We start from the raw sequence: 19,610 nt of genomic DNA, 5'->3' as shown, positions 1-19,610 counted from the left end.
TTCAGTTAAAACTCAAATTAAATCCCGAACCAAACGAAGATTTAATTTGAAACCGCTTTCTCAATTCTGGCAATTGCTCTTGACCATTTGGGATACACGGCGATGGGCTCTGGATAATCCACAGCTTTCAATGCCTCTGGATAAAGCCAAGGTGCGTGGATTTTGGCACTTTCGAGTGTTGCAAGTTCTGGAATCCATTGGGCTATATAGGCCTCCGCTTTATATTTCAAACTTTGATGTACGGGATTGGTGTAATAAATTTCGTAGGCTTGCATGTGCCAATTCATCCAATTGGAACTCACGTCGTAATCAATAAGCTGGCACTCAAAATAGGCAGCACCCCAGTTCCAATCGATTTTTAAATCCTGAACGAGGTAACTCGCGCAGTTCACACGGCCGCGATTGCTCATGTAGCCCGTTTGGTTGAGCTGCCGCATGTGCGCATCGATAAACGGAATACCGGTTTGCCCATCTTGCCAGCGTTTGAAATGAATCTGGTTGTTCTCAAAATTTACCTGCTTGTTCTTAAAGCCTTCCGTCTTAAAAATAAGATCGCCAAATTTCATGCCCTTGAAGGTGAAATAATCACGCCATACCAATTCAAAAATCAACCACCATGTGCTTTGGTTGCGCTTGATTTGAGTTTCGTAAGCCTTGACAGTTTCATAAATAGTTCTCGGTGATAAACAACCAAGTGCCAAATAGGGCGAGAATTTGGAACTGTAATCCAAGCCTTGAGATTTATTGCGGGTCCAGCGATAGCCTGTCAAGCTTTCGCTTTCGAAGCTGTAGTACTTTAAACGTGCCAACGCTTCGGTTTCTCCGCCAGCTAAAAAAGGAGCACTCTTCTTATAGGCTACTTTATCAAACCCGTAGTTTTTAATCGAAGGAAAGGCGTTGCTTTTTGCTTTGGGGTGTGGCCTGATGGCCTCTGGTGCTTTAAAACTAGCTCTTGGTGTGCTTTCCTTAGAAGTGGGAATGCGATACGCCTTGCTGGTCAACGGGATTTTTTCAATACTGAAAGGAATATCATTAAGATGGTACAAGGTTTTGCCCCAGTAAAAATTGAACTCAACTTCTGGTAAGCTCATTTTCAGATGTTTGATGCGTTTTAATTCTTCGGAAGCATATTCTTTTTCAGCAAAAATGCTATCGATGGCATAAATTTCAATAAGTTCCGGAATGTCTTGTTCTGCCCCATTCGAGCTAATTATAAGTTGTCCGCCAATTTTTTTTAATTGCTGCTGAAGATCCAACACCGATTGCTCCAAAAATCGAAACCGATTGCTTCCTGATTTTCTGAAGCCTAATGGGAGTTCCTCAAAAATTGAAGCTTCCACGCAAAAACAACACACCACGCGTTCGCATTGAGCGATGGCTTGGCAAAGCGCTTCATTATCGTGGAGTCTAAGGTCATTTTTAAACCAGACCAAACCTGTTTTCATGCTGCTATTTGATTTTAATCCCTCCAGAGGGGTTTATTCCCCGAGGCTTGCTTCGAATTATAAATAACATCTTCAATTCATACCTCGTGGGCTTGCCCCGAGCTTATTGATTTTTAAAAAAAACCGATCATCCGGAAATACAGGAATCATCGGTTTATCAATTTTAGAGTGGATAGGTTTCAAAACGCCGATTCCACAGCACCACCATCAATTCTAATATTTGCTCCATTCACAAAACTTGCGTGTTCGGAACACAAAAAAGCAACTACAGATGCTACTTCCTCAGGTCTACCGCGGCGTTGCATGGCAATATGCGGGCGTTTATTTTTCACAAACCATTCCACGGCTTTCTCTACGGTGGTATCCCTTTTTTCCGCTAACTCATCCATCATCGCGTTCGTCATAGGTGTTTCAATATAAGCTGGCGAAATGGAGTTGATGAGAATATTTTCTTTGGAATACGCCCGAGACAGGCATTTTGCCAAATTGATGATCGCAGCTTTACAAGCGTTGTAAGGGCTTTCCTCAATATAAGGCTGGAAGGCGTTTTCCGAAGCCACCAAAATCATACGTCCCCATTTCAATTTTTGCATTTGTGGCACAAAAGCACGTGCAACCCGAACCGCACCCATCAAATCGATTTCAATGGTCTTCATCCAATCAGCATCGGTCAACTCTAAAAAGTCGCCTGCAGCACCTCTGGCTCCAGCTGCATGAAAGATGATGTGTGCGCCACCAAATTCGTCTTCAATTCTTTTAGCGAGTGCCAAGACTTCGTCGTTGTTGGAAATATCGGCAGCAATGGCCATGACTTTAGCTCCCATTTCACATTCCTTCTCAACTTGCGCCTTCGCTTTATCTAAATCTTTTCCGGCAGTTTTATCAGATATGATGACGTTTACGCCAGCTCTGGCCAGAAATTTTGCGGTTTCTATACCCAATCCAGAATCGCCTCCTGTTACTAATGCAGTTTTTCCTTTGATTTTTAAATCCATAATATTTTTTTTAAGTGTTTATTTAATTTTTGCTCGATTCAGGGCAGCGGCAAACAAAATTCGGATGGCTTGACAACATTTTCAATTCTTATGATTAGAGCGGAGGTACAAATTTTCAATTATGATACTGGTCAAAAGTTGAATATTTAAGAGCTGTGAGTCCCAGTGCCTCGGAATTTAAAACTTGACAGCTATCTTTTACAAATTGCTTCGGAAAATTATCCGTTGGTTGTAAATCCAGGATAGCAGGTCATCCCGCCATCTACATAAATAGTGGTGCCATTGATATACTCCGATTCATCTGAAGCCAACCAACTTGCGACACTTCCAATTTCGCTGGGCTCACCAATTTCGTCATAAGGGATGAGTTTCAGTAGTTTTTTCATTTTTGCCTCATCTTGCCAAACCTCCTTATTGATAGGGGTTTTGATAGCGCCCGGTGCAATGCTGTTGCAGCGAATCTTGTATTGGGCGTACCCTTGGCAAATGCTCTGCATCAACATGGCAATACCTCCTTTGGAAGCCGCGTAATTAGCATGGCCAGCCCATGGAATCACTTCGTGTACCGAGCTCATGTGGATGATTTTGCCTGCAGAGCGCGAAACATCTTTTCTTATTCCGGTATTCATAAATTCATTGAGTGCGGCACGAGCACATAAAAATTGCCCAGTGAGATTCACGCCTATAACCTTGTTCCAATCTGCCAGACGCATTGCATGAAGCGGCGAATCCTTTTGTATACCAGCGTTAGACACGCAAATATCAATGTGCTTGAATTGATCCTTGCTGGTCTTGAACAAGCGCTGCACATCCTGTTCTTGGCTTACATCGGCCTGGCAGGTAATGACATCGCCAGCACGCTTGTCTTTACTGATCTCATGCGCCAATTCTTCCGCAGAGGCTTTACTGCTATTATAGTTGATGACCACATTTGCACCTTCCGAAGCAATGGCTTTTGCCACAGCGCTGCCTATGCCAGAGCTTCCACCAGTGACAATACAGGTCTGGTTAATCAATCTTTGATTGGGTTTTTGCATTTGAACAATGATTTAGTGTTTTTCTTCCTCCTTTAAAGAAACAACCAATTGAAAAAATAGTCTAACTGAAACACGACTAATCTTGCTTCATTCAAACAGATGGGGTTAAACTGAAAAACATTCAATGCTAACCCAAACACAAATTTCTATAAGGATATCAAGTCAAAGTCTTGACCGTTTTAAGTTTATCATTATTTTTATCAAAAAGTTGAAGAAAAATAAACTGATATGACTTCGGAAAAGCGCACGATTGTATTCATCCATTATTTTGGAGGTGATAGCGGAAGCTGGAAATGGCTCGACAAACATTTAGACCACAATTACGATTCTGTTTATCTGGATCTCCCAGGATTCAATGGCACTGAAGCTTTGGAGGAGCTATCAATCCGAAAATTTGCTGAATGGATCAAAGCCCAAATTGAAGGCAGAGATTTGAAGCGATATGTGCTTTGCGGGCATTCCATGGGAGCTAAACTCGCCTTATTCACTGCGTTTTTGATGAAAACGAATCCGCCAGAAAAAATAATACTCATCGCGCCATCACCACCAACTGTAGAAAACATGCCCGCCCATGAGAAAAAACGCATGCTGCACCATCCCGACGAAGATGAAGCCATTATTACGGTTGAAAACGCCACATGTAAAAGTATGAAGCCGAAAAAATTCGATTATGCGGTACAGAGTCAATTGCGTATCGAATATAAAACCTGGGGGTGGTGGATTAAAGAAGGCATGGGTACCGATGTGTCTTGGGCCACAAAAAACCTGGATATCCCAACCTTCGTGATTTGTAGCACAAGCGATCCTGTGATTGGTATGGATGACATTCATGAGGAAGTGCTGCCACATATACAAAATGCCAGACTCAGCACCTTCGGCAAATCCGGTCATCTCATCCCAATGGAGTCTTCACGCAAATTGGCCAAGCGCATCAATAGGATTATGAGGAAATGGTAGGCTTGAATTTAGAGGGATAGCGTATCAGGAATTTGGCATTTGTTTCTAGTTTCGAGAAAATGAACGTGTTTTGTCTTAATGAAGCTGGAGCAATTTTAATTATAGAAATATGCTTTGAGAGAGAGACTATTTGGTCAACTTTTTTTACCTACAACCTACAACCTACAACCTACAACCTACAACCTACAACCTACCACCTACCACCTACCAACCTCTACCCTCTAAAAAATCAGACCCAGCTTCGCCTATTACAAAAATTTCAGAATCAAACCAAAGTATCTTATCTTTGCAAAACAAAAAATAAACACATTCTAGTGATGAAACGCAATCTTCTCTTTTTACTCTTTTCCTTCGTATTCTTTTTGCAAACAAATGCCCAATGCGCCATGTGCCGAGCGGTATTGGAAAGCGAAGAAGGTCAAGTTACTGCAGTGGGTGTGAATGATGGCATTATGTATCTCATGGCCGTTCCCTATATTTTGGTTGCTGGTATTGCTTTTGCTATTTATTGGCAATTCATTCGTGGTAAAAAAACCATATAAATCTTCAAGATCCTGTAACACTTTTCCTGTTTAGACGTCTTATAAATACCCATTAATCTTTACTCTTAACAAATACTTAGCATAATTGGGACTGTGTTTTGTGTAATATTGTAGCGCTTAACTACCTATACTATGATCAGCATTAAAGATTTACATAAATCCTATCACATGGGGAAAAACTCCGTACATGTCCTAAAAGGCATCAATTTTGATGTGAAAGAGGGCGAGATGGTCTCTATAATGGGCTCTTCGGGCTCTGGTAAATCCACACTTCTCAATATTTTAGGCATGCTTGATGAAGCAGATGAAGGTAGTTATACTCTTGATAATGTGCCCATCAAAAATCTTAATGAAAAAATAGCAGCCAAATACAGAAATGAATTTCTAGGCTTTATTTTTCAATCCTTCAATCTTATAAATTACAAAAGCGCTTTAGACAATGTGGCTCTGCCGCTTTATTATAAAGGTATGAATAGAAAGGAACGCACCGAGCGCTCCATGCATTACCTCGAAAAAGTGGGTCTGGCCCAATGGTCGCATCATTTGCCCAGCGAACTTTCTGGCGGTCAAAAACAGCGTGTTGCCATAGCGAGAGCATTGGTAAGTGACCCAAAAGTACTTTTGGCCGATGAGCCTACTGGTGCATTGGATACCCAAACTTCTTATGAGGTCATGGAGTTGATCCAAGGGATTAATGACGCGGGAAAAACCATTTTGGTGGTAACCCATGAGCATGACATCGCTCAAATGACCAAGCGCATTGTGAACCTTAAGGATGGCGTCATCATAGACGATTCTGTTGTTGAACAAGTAAGAGCTTCAGCCCATGTTTGATCTCGAGCGCTGGCAGGAAATATTCGAAACCCTAAGCAAAAACAAGTTGCGTACTTTTTTAACCGGACTTTCAGTAGCTTCTGGAATTTTCATTTTGGTCATTCTTCTAGGTTTCAGTAAAGGCATTGAAAACGGAGTGAAATCACAGTTTGAACAGGATGCCACCAATGAAATATCGGTTAGGACGAGCCGAACCACTAAAAGTTATAAAGGTTTAAATCCTGGGCGTTACGTTCAGCTCACCAATGAAAGCTACGATGCTGTTGAGCGAAAATTTGATCCTTATCTGGAATATCGTTCTAAAACCTTCATGGTTTGGGGCGGCACGGTCTCATACGGAAACGAATCAGGAAATTACAGAATTAGCGGTGTTCTACCCGACAATCAATTCATCGAAAATGCCGATATAGGAACTGGTCGCTTCGTCAATCATTCAGATGTTGTAGAGAGCAGAAAGATCGCAGTGATCGGCAATAAAATGAAACAGGACTTGTTCAAGGATGAGAGTCCCATTGACAAGAATATTTCAGTTTATGGGGTAAACTTTAAGGTCGTTGGCGTGTTTTTTGATCCCGGTGGGGAGCGAGAGGAAAGTCAGCTGTACATTCCAATCACCACGGCTCAAAGAGTGTTCAATGCTGGCCAAGACATTAGAAATATGTCTTTTACCATGAAAATGGAAGACAATTTTGATAAAGCCGTAAAGAAATCTGAAGCCATCTCGCAAGGCATTGAGAGCCAATTAAAGGAAATCCATATCGTGGCGCCTGATGATGTAAGTGCAGTTCGCGTTAACAACACCTTAGAAGAGGCACAAAAAATCTACTCACTCGTTGCCACCATTCAAGCCGTATTTTGGTTTGTGGGCATAGGTACCATTATCGCCGGTGTGGTAGGTGTTGGTAATATTATGCTCATTATTGTTAAGGAGCGTACTAAGGAAATTGGTATTCGCAAGGCGCTAGGAGCAATGCCCATGTCTATTGTTGGGATGATTTTACAGGAGGCGGTTTTTGTGACCATGTTTTCTGGTTTGTTCGGACTTGTTTTCGGACTTGGACTTTTGGAACTTGTAGGCCCTCAAATAGAAAATGATTTTATAAAATATCCGCAAGTAGATTTCAACATAGCGCTAACCACGGTGTTCTTGTTGGTTTTGGCAGGCGCAATTGCAGGATTCATTCCCGCGTATAGAGCCGCCAAAATTAAACCTATAGTAGCACTTAGAGACGAATAATATGTTTAGTAGAGACCGTTGGGACGAAATACTAGAAGCTTTAAACGCCAATAAATTTAGAACTTTATTGACCGCATTTGGAGTGTTCTGGGGCATTACCATTTTGGTCTTGTTATTGGCGATGACCAATGGCTTGAGCAATGGTGTGACCGCAGGCTTTGGGGATTTCGCCACCAATTCCATGTTTATGTGGACCCAAAGTACTTCCAAACCTTATAAAGGACTGCCTAAGGGCAGGCGATTTAACTATGACATCAATGATGTTGCAGCGATAAAATCTGAAATTCCCAATCTAAAATACGTATCACCTAGAAATTCCCTTGGAGGCTATCAAGGTGCGAATAATGTAACCAGAGGCACTAAAACAGGAGCATTTCAAATCTATGGCGATTACCCTGAATACATCTACCAACAGCCCATGGACCTATTGCAGGGGCGATTTTTGAGTTATTCAGACATTGAAGCGAAACGCAAGATCTGTGTTATTGGTACAGGGGTTGTTAAAAGTCTTTACGAAAAAAACGAAGACGCTTTGGGAACTTACATCAAGGTTAATGGCGTGAATTTTATGGTGGTTGGTACTTTTAAAATGAGCAACAGTCAAGGGGATAAGGAGGAAGACGCCAACACCATTTACATTCCGTTCACAACCTTTGGGCAAGCCTTCAATCAAGGCGAAGATGTGGGTTGGATGGCAATTACTGCTGTCGACGGAACTTCAATAACAGATATGAAGCAGCAGATTTTCGATTTGATGAAATCGCGACATAAAATCGATCCTACCGATCGGGCCATTGGGCATTATGATTTGTCTGAGCAATTTGGGCGCATCAACGGTCTTTTTTCAATATTGAGCTTTGTAGGCTATTTCGTTGGCGCTTTGGTGCTTATGTCTGGTATTATTGGAATAAGTAACATCATGCTCATTGTCGTCAAGGAGCGCACCAAAGAAATTGGGGTGAGACGCGCTTTGGGGGCATCACCATGGAGCATCAAATCCCAGGTCTTACAGGAAAGTTTAATATTGACCATTCTTTCTGGTATGACCGGCATCTCATTTGCCGCCATAGTAATTTACGTCATGAACACTATTTTAGACCGCGTAGGTCCGGTAGAGAATTTTGCAAATCCAAGCGTTAGCATGAATGTGGTTTTTACGGCATTAATCATTCTAGTGGTTTCTGGAGTGTTGGCTGGCTTGATTCCTGCAAATAGCGCTACAAAAATGAAACCCGTTGACGCTTTAAGAATCGAATAACCCAAAAAACTCAAACAATCAAACCCTCAAATTATTTTAAAATAATAGTTCAAATCTCTTTTTTGAAGCGAGATGCGACCTGAAAATAAGTTAATATTACAAACACATGAAAAGAACTAAAACCGCCATCTTACTTATCTCAATTGTTGTTGTTTTTGCAGCAGCACTAATTTATTTGTGGAAAAAAAACCAGGAAGACCCTGTGACTTATACCACGGAATCACCAACCATGGAAACCATTACTGTAAAAACAGTAGCCACCGGTAACATAGTGCCTAAAGAGGAAATCTTGATAAAGCCGAATATTTCTGGAGTGATTGAAAAAGTGTTTATAGATGCTGGGCAGTATGTGAAGTCTGGAGACTTGATTGCCCAAATTCAAGTTATTCCCAATGTGTCTTCTTTGACGAGTGCAAAAAACAATATTGCCAGCAATAGAACCTCGTTGGAAACTGCTAAAATCAACTTGCAAACCCAACAAGCCAATTATGATAGACAGAAAGCCTTATTTGATAAAGGCGTGATTTCAGCAAATGATTTTGAGGGTGTAAGAAACACCTATTTACAAACCAAGCAAGCCGTTGAGCAAGCCAAAATAAACGTGAATAGCGCTACCCAAAATTACGACATCATCAAAACAGGGACTACAAGCGGTGTGGGCAACAGTGCCCAAACCCAGGTTAGAGCAACCGTTTCGGGGATGGTTTTAGATGTGCCCGTGAAAGCAGGTAACCAAGTCATTGAGGCCAACAATTTTAATGAAGGCACCTCTATAGCCTCCTTGGCAGATGTGAAACAAATGATCTTTGAGGGTAAGGTAGACGAGAGTGAAGTAGGGAAAATCAAAGAGGGATTGCCTTTGGAAATCACAGTGGGTGCCATAGAGAATCAAAAATTTGAGGCGGTTTTAGATTATATCGCTCCCAAAGGGGTTGCCGAGAATGGTGCCATTCAATTTGAGATTAAGGGCAGTATAAAAAATATCGATTCTACTTTTATAAGAGCAGGCTTAAGTGCCAATGCGTCCATTATTTTGGATAAGGCTGAAAATGTATTGGCCATCAAAGAAGCCTTGGTACAGTATGATCAAGAGACTAAAAAACCTTTTGTGGAAATTGCAGTGGGCGATCAGGAATTTGAAAGACGTGATGTGGAATTGGGTATTTCAGATGGTATTTTTGTTGAGGTAAAAAGCGGCATTTCCAAAGACGATAAAATAAAGGTGTGGAACCAAGTACAAGGCATTCCTACTTATGCCCAGCAATAAATCATTGACAATTGTGTAACACGAAAGCGTAAATAGATACATATACAGTAATTATGAAAAAAATAGTCAGTTTAATAATAGTGCTCATTACTTTAGGAGTAAACGCCCAAAACAAAAAGTGGACGCTTACAGAATGTGTTGAGCATGCCTTAGAGAACAATATTTCAGTAAAACAAAGCGAACTGAATCTCGAGGCGACCGATATCGATAGGTTGCTTGCCTTGGGTAACTTTATGCCAAGCTTAAATTTAAGCAGTAGCGTTTCAGAAAATACGGGACTTAGTTTTAACCCGGTTACCAACAATGCGCAAACCACCACTTTTCTCTCGTTTACAGGTAGAGGTAATATTGGCTACACGCTTTTTGATGGTCTTAGAAACATTCGTGAAGTACAGCGCGCAAAGATTGCAAAATTGGCTAGTCAATACCGTTTGTTAAAAATGAAGGACGATATCTCCTTATTGGTGGCCAATTCATTTTTACAGGTCATTTTGAACAAAGCCAATCTTGAAGTTTTACAATCGCAAAACGAAGTGACCATAGAACAAATGGAAAGAACACAGCAACTCGTTGACGCCGGTTCTTTGCCGCAAGGGGATTTGCTGGAGATACGGGCCATCAATGCAAGCGAGCTTCAAAACATCGTCAATGCTGAGAACCAGATTCAAATCTCGCTCATTAGTCTTGCCCAATTGCTCCTAATCAAGGATTATGAGACTTTCGACGTGCAAGATGCCGGTTATAATATTGTGGATGGCGGAATAGCCGATAAGAGTGTTTCCGAAATCATGTCTGGTGCAAGGGACAACCGTTCAGAAATTAAGATAGCTGAGCAAGATGTGGAACTGGCGAAAAAAGACGTCCAACTTGCGAAAGGCAACTATTTGCCAACATTGAGTGCGTTTTTTGGGTATGACACCAGGTTTACCAATGCGCAATCATTTATACAGGATCTTGATCCAGATGAGCCTTTGGTCACCCAACAAATTGGAGTGGTTGAGGCTACTGGCCAACCGGTAGTTGGGCAGTTTCCCAATACGATTACACGTCAAGCAGGGGCTGAGCCTTTTTTCAATCAATTGTACCAAAATGATGGTATTGGTTATGGGCTGAGCCTTAATATTCCTATTTTTAATGGTTTCTCAACGCGATCTAATGTTAAACGAAGCGAAATTAATCTAAGACGTTCTAATTTTCAATTGGAACAGGCAGAGTTAGATTTGGAGTCTAACGTTTATCAGGCTTACGTTGATGCCAAAGGATCACTGAAATCTTACGAAGCAGCAAAATCTGCTGTGGAATCTCAAGAATTGGCTTATGACTATGCTAAGGAGCGCTATGATGTGGGCTTGACCAATGCCTTCGATTTTAGTCAATCTAAATTGCGGTATGACAATTCTAAAATAGATATGAATAACGCCAAATACGACTATATTTTTAAACTGAAGGTTTTGGAACTCTACTTTGGAGTGCCAGCTAACGAATTGAAATTTTAATACCATGTCCAAAAAAACTAAGATTATTATTGGAGTTATTGTTGTTTTACTATTGGTCTTGGTGATTGCAGCTAAAATGGACTTGTTTGGTAAGAAGGGAAACTTCAAGGAAGTAGATGTCAAAAAAGTCACGCTTATTGATATTACCGAAACCGTTTCTGCCACAGGAAAGATACAACCCGAAGTTGAGGTTAAGATATCCAGTGAGGTTTCTGGTGAAATCATCGAACTTCCTTTTAAGGAAGGTCAGCAGGTCAATAAGGACGAACTCTTGGTTAAGGTCAATCCAGACCTTATACAATCTGCCGTAAACAGATCGCAAGCCTCTTACCAAAATGTCAAATCAGGTCTTGCGCAGGCTGAAGCGTCGCTCAAGGAGGCAAAATCCAATTATGATCGCAATAAGATCTTGTTTGAAAAAGGAGTTATTTCAAAAGCAGATTGGGATAGATCCATTGCAGCATACGAGACTGCGGAAGCAGCAAAAAACTCGGCCTACTATGGTGTGAGAAGCGCAGCTGCAACTGTCAATGAAGCCCAAGATAATTTGAGCAGGACCACAATTTATGCACCCATGAGCGGCACCATTTCTTTGCTTAGCGTAGAGTTGGGCGAACGTGTGGTGGGTACCCAACAAATGGCTGGTACCGAAATTTTGAGGGTTGCCAATCTCAAGGATATGGAAGTGGAGGTTGATGTTAATGAAAATGATATCGTCAAGGTGCAAATTGGCGATACAACCCTAGTGGAGGTTGATGCGTATTTAAAAAAGGAATTCAAGGGTATTGTGACCCAAATTGCCAACTCTGCAGGCCAAGCATTGACTGCCGATCAAGTCACAAACTTCAGGGTGAAGGTTAAAATCCTAAAAGAGTCTTATAAAGATTTAACTGAAGGCAAACCAGAACATTATTCGCCGTTTCGTCCTGGGATGACCGCAACGGTAGATATCATGACCGCACAACGCAAAAATGCAGTCGCAGTGCCAATTAGCTCGATTGTGATCAAGACCGATACCTCTTCCGTCAAGAAAAGCTTCGAAAAAATGGCTGCCGATACGGTAGAACCTGAAAACGAAGAGCGCTTTGAATGCGTTTTTATAAATGACAATGGTACCGCAAAACTTAAGGTAGTCAAAACAGGAATTCAAGATGATACCAATATCGAGATCGTTTCTGGCTTGGCAGAAGGTGACCAAATCATCACTGGCCCATACAATGTGGTTTCAAAGACCTTGAATGCTGGAGATAAGGTTGAGGTCATCTCAGATAAAAAGGATTAACGTGAACTTAAAGCAGGCCTGCATTTCAACACTTTTTTTATTGCTCATGTTTTCTTCGGAAGGCTTTGCGCAAGACAAACAGCTTTGGGCAAGGTCCTACATCAATAAGAAAGCACCTGCATTGAAATTGGATAAGTGGCTTACCGAAAAACCAGATACAGAAGGCAAATTCATTATGCTAGATTTCTGGGCAACCTGGTGCGGGCCTTGCAAACGGGAGATTCCTCAAATGAATGCCTATAGTGAAAAGTTCAAGGAGAGCCTGGTCGTCATAGGCATAAGTGCCGAAACTGAAGAAAAGGTAAAGCGCATGACCACTCCAAAAATAAACTATTACAGCGCTTTGGATACCAGTAAGATCATGAACACTGTGTATGGTATTCAAGGAATCCCACATGTAGTCCTCATAGATCCAGAGGGTTTTGTGAGGTGGGAGGGTTTCCCAACTTTGGCAAACCACAAACTCACTGCTGGTGTTATTTCCAAAATCATTAAAGATTACAAGACGAAGCAATAAGCTATGGCCTATATATTGAGTATCGAGACTGCTACCACCAATTGCTCGGTTGCGCTTTCAAATAAAGGGGAGACTTTGGTTTTAAAGGAGGATAATGATCCCAATTATTCCCATGCCGAATCCCTGCACAGTATCATTGATGCAGTTTTAACGGAAGCCGAGGTGTCCAAATCCCAATTAGATGCCATTGCGGTAAGTAAAGGCCCTGGGTCTTACACAGGGCTTCGTATTGGCGTTTCTGCTGCGAAAGGCTTGTGTTACGCTTTGGAGCTACCGTTGATCGCTATCTCCACTTTAGAAGCATTGGCGCATCAGGTGCAAGCTGAAGATGGTCTCATCATCCCAATGTTGGATGCCAGACGTATGGAGGTTTACTCAGCCATATTTAAGACCAATTATGAATTGCTCAGGGAAATTGAAGCTCAGATTCTGGATGAAACGTCTTTTCAAGCAGAATTAAATGGCTCAAAGGTCTATTTCGTGGGAAGCGGGGTTGAGAAAACGAAACGCATCATAAGCCATGAAAACGCTATTTTTATTGAAAATAAGTTGCCTTCCGCAGCACAAATGGGCGCTATGGCTTATGTGAAGTATAAAAAAAGCGACATCGTGGATGTCGCCTATTTTGAGCCTTTTTATTTAAAGGATTTTATGGTCAAGAAAAAAGCTTAGTTTTCTTCCTTGAACAAATGCACATCGGTTTGTGGGAATGGGATAACGATTCCTTCAGCTTCCAAACGCATTTTACCATCTTCAAGAACCGTCCAGCGTAAAGCCCAAAAATCTTCATTTTTTGCCCAATAGCGCAATGAAAGGTTTACAGAACTATCGGCCAACTCGGCAACCACGATCATTGGTTCCTTGCCTTCTTCATGCATTACAGTGGGTTGTTCATTCACCAATTTTAAAAGAATATCCTTGGTTAATTTGATATCACTATCATAACTAATCCCAAAGGTCAATGACTCTTTTCTAATGCCTTCCCTAGTATAATTGATGATGTTGTCATTTGATAATTTACCGTTTGGCATTATCGCCGATTGGTTTCCAAAGGTGGTCAATCTTGTATTGAAAATCGAGATTTCTTTAACGGTGCCTTCTATGCCTTGGGCTTTTATCCAATCTCCAATTTGGAACGGTTTGATGAGCATGATGAGCACGCCTCCCGCAAAATTGGCAAGTGTGCCTTGCAAGGCAAGACCTAAGGCTAAACCACCAGCGGCAAGGATGGCCACAAAGGAAGTGGTTTCTACACCGACGGTTCCCAACACAACAACGATCAAAACAATCTTGAATGCAGCACTGAGTAAGTTGAGAAGAAATTTGCGCAGGCTAATGTCAAAGTCCCGACTTTCCATGGTTTTTCTGATGCCTTTAATCAACATCCTGGCAATCCATGACCCGATGATCCAGATGAGAATCGCTGCGATGACTTTTGGGCCATATTCAATCAAGAGTTCATAACCTTTGTTTATCCAACGTTCTAATTCCATGTAACTATGTGTTTTTTAATGATTGGCAAAAATATCAAAAAAACGCCGAATGCTAAATTTTTCAGAGCAACATTCGGGCGTTTTGAATACAAGCGCTTCGGTGATTATTGAAGACTATTAAGGTATTTAACGAGTTTAACCAGGTCTTCTCGCTCAGTGGTGTTGATTCTGTTTTTCTTGATGAAGTCTAAAATGGCCTTGGAATGTTTTGGATACATGTTGGCAAGGTCTTTTTTGTTGCGAGGGATTTCTTTCGCAACACCATCGCTCAATCTCAAATAATAGGTGTCTTTATTTTCCTCGAATTCTGCGGGCTTAGATTTCTCATAACTTGATCTGGCCGGCTTGCTTTCGCTATAACGCTTACTTTTCTTTATCAATAATTGATTCTTCTGGTTTTCTGGAGAAGCCACAACAAAATAACCTCTCGTGATTTGGTTGTTTTGGTCTAGGTAACTGGAGGATATGAAAACAGTTTGATCATTGGAGAAGGTAATTGTTAGTTGTTGCAGATCTTTATTCACTAAGTTGATTTGGTCTTCAGCATCCTTGATTTCAAATTCATCAAAATAGGCATTGTACCTAACATTGAAAATCTTTTCTTGAAGCCCTGCGATTTTAGCAGGAAAAAAGATATCGTACAAATAAGGTGACCCTTTAACTTCTTTTGAGTTGATAGATTTAGTCATAACCGAATATGGACTCCCATCCATAATTTGCTGGAAAGAGTCAGTATCATCGTTTTGAGAATAACCTACAAATGAAAATAAAATAAATAGAATGGCTTGAAATACTTGATTTTTCATAGAACAGATTTAAAAAGACGTAAAAGAAGTATTACGTCATATAAAAATAAAGATAGGAAATTATTTTATACTGCGCAGTGATGCAACTATCCATTAATCGCCTCAACGGTCTCAACACGGCCTTTCATCATTTCACGCAACATATTCTCAATCCCGCTTTTTAGGGTATATGTTGAAGATGGGCAACCACTACAAGCACCTTGTAACACTACTTTCACAGTTTTGCTCACGGGATCGTAAGATTGAAATTCAATATTGCCACCATCACTGGCGACCGCTGGTTTAACATACTCCTCTAGAATATTGATGATCTCTTTGGAGGTATCGTCCAGTTGTTCGTAGGTTTTGTCAAGCGCTTCCGTTTTTTTCTGCTGCACTTGAGGTGCATCTTCATTGATGATGGTTTTGGCGTCTGCAATATAGTTTCTTATAAAGTCGCGCAGTTCAATGGTAATGTCGTTCCATTCTGCCATGTCAAATTTGGTTATCGACACGTAATTCTCATCAATAAATACACTTTTCACAAAGGGGAAATGAAATAATTCTGTGGCCATAGGCGCATATTTGGCCTCGTCAATGGATGTGAACTCGTGCGAATTTGTGACCAATTTCTTGTTGGCAACAAATTTTAATACGGAAGGATTTGGAGTGCTTTCCGCATAAATACTTACCGGCACTTTGGTTTTGTTGCTAGTAGCTTCGCTATTCACTGCGGCTCCCCCTTTGTTTAGATAGTCTTCAATTTGTTGGGAGACTTCATTTTGTACGTCTACCCACTCCACAATATTGAATCGTTCTATCGCTATAAAATTTCCTGAAATGTAGATTTTTTTCACAAAAGGCAGGTAGAATAGTTCTTGTGCCAACGGCGAGGCACTTGCTTCATCAATATTATTGAATTCAAAGCTTTCCTGCTGTGTCAAAAACGTCTCGGCTTCAAATTTTAAGATAGCCGGGTTCGTGGTCGGTTTGATTGAAATTTTATGTGTGGTCATGTCTAAGTCTTTTTGCAAAAATAACAAAGATAATCCATTGTGTGCCTATATTTAGCATTTGATAACACGCATGGTTTTTTGAAAAATCAACAATAGTGATTTGGCCCTACACGTGTTTAGCATTTAATAGAACGGATTAATTGTTAAACTATCACTTTTGTAAGCACTAAAAAGACCTTTTTAGTTAAAATTTCTTAAATTCCGCCTTTAATAGCCTAAAGGCTCCTGAAGTCCAGTTACCTAAAAAACCCTAAATTTGTAATTGCACATGAAATACCTCTACTACGTCATTCTTTTTCTATTTTCATTAAATGCGCTGGCTCAGGATCTAGTGATGCAAAATGGGGCGTTTACGCGATGTGCGCCAGATAAATTCTATGATTCAGGCGGGGCCTCTGGTTTTTACGGCGACAACGAAAACTTTATAATTACCATTTGCCCCTCAGATGACGATGCATTCATTATACTTGATTTTACAGCGTTTAGCACCCAACTTAACACAGATGTCCTTACCATTTATGATGGTGACGATGTTACAGCACCGCTTGTTGGAAGTTATTCAGGCGCGGCGGGCCCAGGCAAGGTAATTGCATCAGAGACGAATACCAGTGGCTGCCTTACGGTGCAATTCGTTTCTAATGGAAGTGGAACAACCACAGGATGGGCTGCCGATATCATTTGTGCTGTGCCTTGTCAAGACATCGATCCATTTGTTGAAAGTACCATTCCTGAAGCCAATGCAACAGGTGTCGTGCAAATTGCAGCAAATGACAGTGTCACCTTTACGGGCAATGCCAATTTTGCGACGGATGGCACGGGAGCGACCTATAAATGGAATTTTGGCTTCGGACCGGCGATTACAGGTCAAACAGTGACCAGAACCTTCGCCAACGCTGGCCAGTATAACGTCATTTTGACGGTTACCGATAATAACCCCTTGGGATGCTCAGAAACCACTACCATTCAAGTCTTTGTGGTGGGAGCCAACATTGTGGTCAATACATCTGCATTTACGATAGAGCAATTGGTGCAGGATGTGTTAATTGATAGCCCATGCGCCGCGGTTAGTAACATTACGTCTTCAACCGGCACAAATTTCAGCAGCGTCAATGGCATTGGGTATTTTGTGAGTGATGGTTCTATGTTTCCTTTTACAGACGGGGTGCTTTTAACTTCCGGAGATGCTACTGCAGTAAGGGGTCCTAATAATAATGCCTTGAGTGCCGGCGGTAGTAGTTGGCCTGGAGATGCTCAATTGGCTTCAATCGTGGGCATTGTTTCAAATAATGCCTCTATCATTGAATTTGATTTTGTGCCTTTGGCGGATAGCATCAGCTTTGATTTTTTAATGGCTTCAGAAGAGTACAATGGAGGTTCATTTGAATGTGATTTCTCCGATGCTTTTGCATTCTTGCTAACAGACTCTAACGGCACAACAACCAATCTGGCGGTTTTGCCAGGTACAACCACCCCGATCTTGGTGACTAATATTCATGAAGCCAACAGCAATTGTGCGGCTATTAATGAGCAATATTTTGGAGGCTATACGCCCTCAAACCAACCACCAATGAGTTTTGATGGACGTACCGAAGTTTTTACCGCACAGTCAGCGGTCACACCCGGTGAAACCTATCACATCAAATTGGTCATCTCAGATGCTAGGGATACTGCCTACGATTCTGGGGTTTTCTTAAAAGCGGGTAGTTTCAACCTTGGTGGCAACTTAGGGGAGGATATTACCATAGCAGCTGGAACAGCCGGTTGTGGTGGTGCAGATGTGCTTCTGGATACCAACGTGCCAACAGCTGCCCATATTTGGTTTAGGGATGGTGTGGAGATCGCGGGGGAAACCAATTCAACACTAACAGTAACTGAGCCTGGCACTTATGCTGTGGATGTTTATTTTTCTGAAGATTGCCAGTTCTCATCTTCTATTTTGGTCGAATTTAAACCAAGTCCTGTCGCCAATACGCCCGAAGATTTATCGATCTGTATCAATGAAACTGCTGGTGAATTTGATCTCACTGATAATGATGAAAACATTTTAGGCGATCAAAATCCCGACGATTACATTACCAGCTATCATTTGACTGAACAAGACGCTATAGATAATGTGGCGGAGTTAACCAGTCCTTATACCAATGTGTCCAATCCTCAAGTTATTTACGCCCGAATTGCAGATACTTCGCAAGAATGTTTTGATACCACTCCTTTTGAAATTGGGTACACCAGTTTAGAAATCAACAATGCGGTTACACCTTTCGAGGTTTGTGATGATAATGCAGATGGTTTTGCAATGTTCACCTTAACCGATAAAGATGTTGAGGTCATCGGCGATTTGGAGCCTACAACCGCGTCTGTTGCTTATCATGTATCCCAAGCCGATGCTGATAGTGGCACGAATGCATTGACAAGTCCTTATGTTAATGTGGACGCAAACAATCAAACCATTTTTGTGAGCGTTGCATCCGTTGGCGATCCGGGTTGTTTTAATACTAGCTCTCTGGAATTGGTAGTTAATCCCCTGCCTATAGCAACTACACCTGCTCCCTTAAAAGTGTGTGATGATGACTTTGATGGTTTTGCAAGTTTCGATTTGACTTTAAAAACTGCGGAAATTGTTGGAGGTCAAACCAACCTTACACTTACCTATCACGAGTCGCAAGAGGATGCCAATACCGGCGATAATCCAAAAGCAAGTCCTTACACGAATATAAACCCAAGCGTCCAAACAATGTATGCGCGGTTGGAAACAGATGCCACAGGTTGTTTCGCTATTGCGGAATTGACTCTAATTGTCGAGGAAATCCCTGAGATTGCTCAAATTTCAGATTATGAGTTGTGTGATGATAACACATCAGGCGATGAAACGGAAACATTTGACTTGTCTTCAAAAACGGATGAAGTGATCAATGGTCAAGCCAATCTTAGCGTAAACTATTATCTCAGTCTTGAAGATGCTGAAACTGGCAATAATCCCTTGCCAAATGATTACAGCAATATTGCAACGCCACAAACCATATTTTATAGTTTAACGAATACTTCGACTTTTTGTACCAATACAGGGAGTCTGGATTTAGTGGTCAAGCCTTTGCCCATCATTTTTGATCCCACCCCCTTGGAAGTCTGCGACGACGGCGTGCCAGACGGTATCACCTCGATCGACCTTAGCATGAAGAACAGCGAGGTCACGGGCAACAATCCCGGCTACACGGTAAGTTACCATAAGGACCAAGCCGATGCCGACAGCGATACAGACGCATTGCCGATCCCCTACACAAACGAAGCCAACGGCCAGGTCGTCTTGGTCAGGGTAGAGGATAACACCACAAGTTGCCATGCGACCACGAGCCTGGTGCTCACGGTGCAGCAGGCTCCGGTCGCGAACGACCCTGCCCCTCTTGAGTACTGCGATCCCGACAGCGACGGCTTCGGGGTCTTCGACCTCA

17 protein-coding genes are annotated in these 19,610 nt (G+C 41.7%); 11 read left to right on the top strand and 6 right to left on the bottom strand.

The window, feature by feature from the left end; all coding sequences use genetic code 11:
• Nucleotides 1-41: 41 nt before the first annotated feature.
• The 3 genes from ESY88_RS13405 to ESY88_RS13395 form a co-directional block, all read right to left on the bottom strand.
• On the bottom strand, nt 42-1,445 hold the full coding sequence (locus ESY88_RS13405) for a DASH family cryptochrome (protein WP_147087316.1): 1,404 nt from the start codon (nt 1,443-1,445) through the stop codon (nt 42-44).
• A gap of 179 nt (nt 1,446-1,624) precedes the next feature.
• On the bottom strand, nt 1,625-2,440 hold the full coding sequence (locus ESY88_RS13400; RefSeq protein WP_147087317.1) for an SDR family NAD(P)-dependent oxidoreductase: 816 nt from the start codon (nt 2,438-2,440) through the stop codon (nt 1,625-1,627).
• Between the two features lie 218 nt (nt 2,441-2,658).
• On the bottom strand, nt 2,659-3,477 hold the full coding sequence (locus ESY88_RS13395; RefSeq protein WP_147087318.1) for an SDR family oxidoreductase: 819 nt from the start codon (nt 3,475-3,477) through the stop codon (nt 2,659-2,661).
• Nucleotides 3,478-3,705: 228 nt separating this feature from the next.
• On the opposite strand from ESY88_RS13395, the gene ESY88_RS13390 reads away from it, so the two are divergent.
• From ESY88_RS13390 to tsaB, 10 genes are all read left to right on the top strand, one after another.
• Nucleotides 3,706-4,434, top strand: coding sequence for an alpha/beta fold hydrolase (locus ESY88_RS13390; protein WP_147087319.1), 729 nt, complete (start codon nt 3,706-3,708; stop codon nt 4,432-4,434).
• A gap of 317 nt (nt 4,435-4,751) precedes the next feature.
• Nucleotides 4,752-4,976: a hypothetical protein gene (locus ESY88_RS13385; RefSeq protein WP_147087320.1), complete on the top strand. Its 225-nt coding sequence runs from the start codon at nt 4,752-4,754 to the stop codon at nt 4,974-4,976.
• A 132-nt stretch (nt 4,977-5,108) separates the two neighbouring features.
• Nucleotides 5,109-5,810: an ABC transporter ATP-binding protein gene (locus tag ESY88_RS13380; protein WP_147087321.1), complete on the top strand. Its 702-nt coding sequence runs from the start codon at nt 5,109-5,111 to the stop codon at nt 5,808-5,810.
• A complete protein-coding gene (locus tag ESY88_RS13375) occupies nt 5,803-7,047 on the top strand; it encodes an ABC transporter permease (RefSeq protein WP_147087322.1) in 1,245 nt (414 codons plus the stop codon). Before ESY88_RS13380 ends, ESY88_RS13375 begins: the two co-directional genes overlap by 8 nt.
• Nucleotide 7,048: 1 nt before the next feature.
• Nucleotides 7,049-8,305 carry an ABC transporter permease gene (locus tag ESY88_RS13370; RefSeq protein ID WP_147087323.1) on the top strand — a complete coding sequence of 419 codons (1,257 nt, stop codon included), beginning with the start codon at nt 7,049-7,051 and terminating at the stop codon, nt 8,303-8,305.
• Nucleotides 8,306-8,411: 106 nt separating this feature from the next.
• Entirely contained in the window at nt 8,412-9,572 is a 1,161-nt protein-coding gene (locus tag ESY88_RS13365) for an efflux RND transporter periplasmic adaptor subunit (protein WP_147087324.1), read from the top strand.
• A gap of 53 nt (nt 9,573-9,625) precedes the next feature.
• The gene (locus tag ESY88_RS13360) at nt 9,626-11,068 is read left to right on the top strand and encodes a TolC family protein (protein WP_147087325.1); all 1,443 of its coding nucleotides are present in this window, start codon (nt 9,626-9,628) and stop codon (nt 11,066-11,068) included.
• A 4-nt stretch (nt 11,069-11,072) separates the two neighbouring features.
• Entirely contained in the window at nt 11,073-12,350 is a 1,278-nt protein-coding gene (locus tag ESY88_RS13355; protein WP_147087326.1) for an efflux RND transporter periplasmic adaptor subunit, read from the top strand.
• Between the two features lies 1 nt (nt 12,351).
• Nucleotides 12,352-12,867 (top strand): TlpA family protein disulfide reductase, encoded by a 516-nt coding sequence (locus tag ESY88_RS13350; protein WP_223270827.1) that lies wholly within the window; start codon nt 12,352-12,354, stop codon nt 12,865-12,867.
• 3 nt (nt 12,868-12,870) lie between these two features.
• A complete protein-coding gene (tsaB, locus tag ESY88_RS13345) occupies nt 12,871-13,539 on the top strand; it encodes a tRNA (adenosine(37)-N6)-threonylcarbamoyltransferase complex dimerization subunit type 1 TsaB (protein WP_147087327.1) in 669 nt (222 codons plus the stop codon).
• On the opposite strand, the gene ESY88_RS13340 is transcribed toward tsaB, so the two are convergent.
• The 3 genes from ESY88_RS13340 to ESY88_RS13330 all read right to left on the bottom strand — a co-directional run bounded on the left by ESY88_RS13340 (nt 13,536) and on the right by ESY88_RS13330 (nt 16,161).
• Nucleotides 13,536-14,360 (bottom strand): mechanosensitive ion channel family protein, encoded by an 825-nt coding sequence (locus ESY88_RS13340; protein ID WP_147087328.1) that lies wholly within the window; start codon nt 14,358-14,360, stop codon nt 13,536-13,538. The genes tsaB and ESY88_RS13340 overlap by 4 nt on opposite strands.
• A 104-nt stretch (nt 14,361-14,464) precedes the next feature.
• Nucleotides 14,465-15,166 carry a hypothetical protein gene (locus tag ESY88_RS13335; protein ID WP_147087329.1) on the bottom strand — a complete coding sequence of 234 codons (702 nt, stop codon included), beginning with the start codon at nt 15,164-15,166 and terminating at the stop codon, nt 14,465-14,467.
• Between the two features lie 86 nt (nt 15,167-15,252).
• On the bottom strand, nt 15,253-16,161 hold the full coding sequence (locus tag ESY88_RS13330; protein WP_147087330.1) for a NifU family protein: 909 nt from the start codon (nt 16,159-16,161) through the stop codon (nt 15,253-15,255).
• A 268-nt stretch (nt 16,162-16,429) separates the two neighbouring features.
• On the opposite strand from ESY88_RS13330, the gene ESY88_RS13325 reads away from it, so the two are divergent.
• Nucleotides 16,430-19,610 (top strand): choice-of-anchor L domain-containing protein (locus ESY88_RS13325; RefSeq protein WP_147089866.1); only part of this gene is annotated, 3,181 nt, incomplete at its 3' end.

This window comes from Subsaximicrobium wynnwilliamsii, assembly GCF_007997225.1.
Taxonomy (GTDB): Bacteria; Bacteroidota; Bacteroidia; order Flavobacteriales; family Flavobacteriaceae; genus Psychroserpens; species Psychroserpens wynnwilliamsii.
Note: the sequence above shows the minus strand (reverse complement) of the source record. Positions and strands in the feature narration are given on the sequence as shown.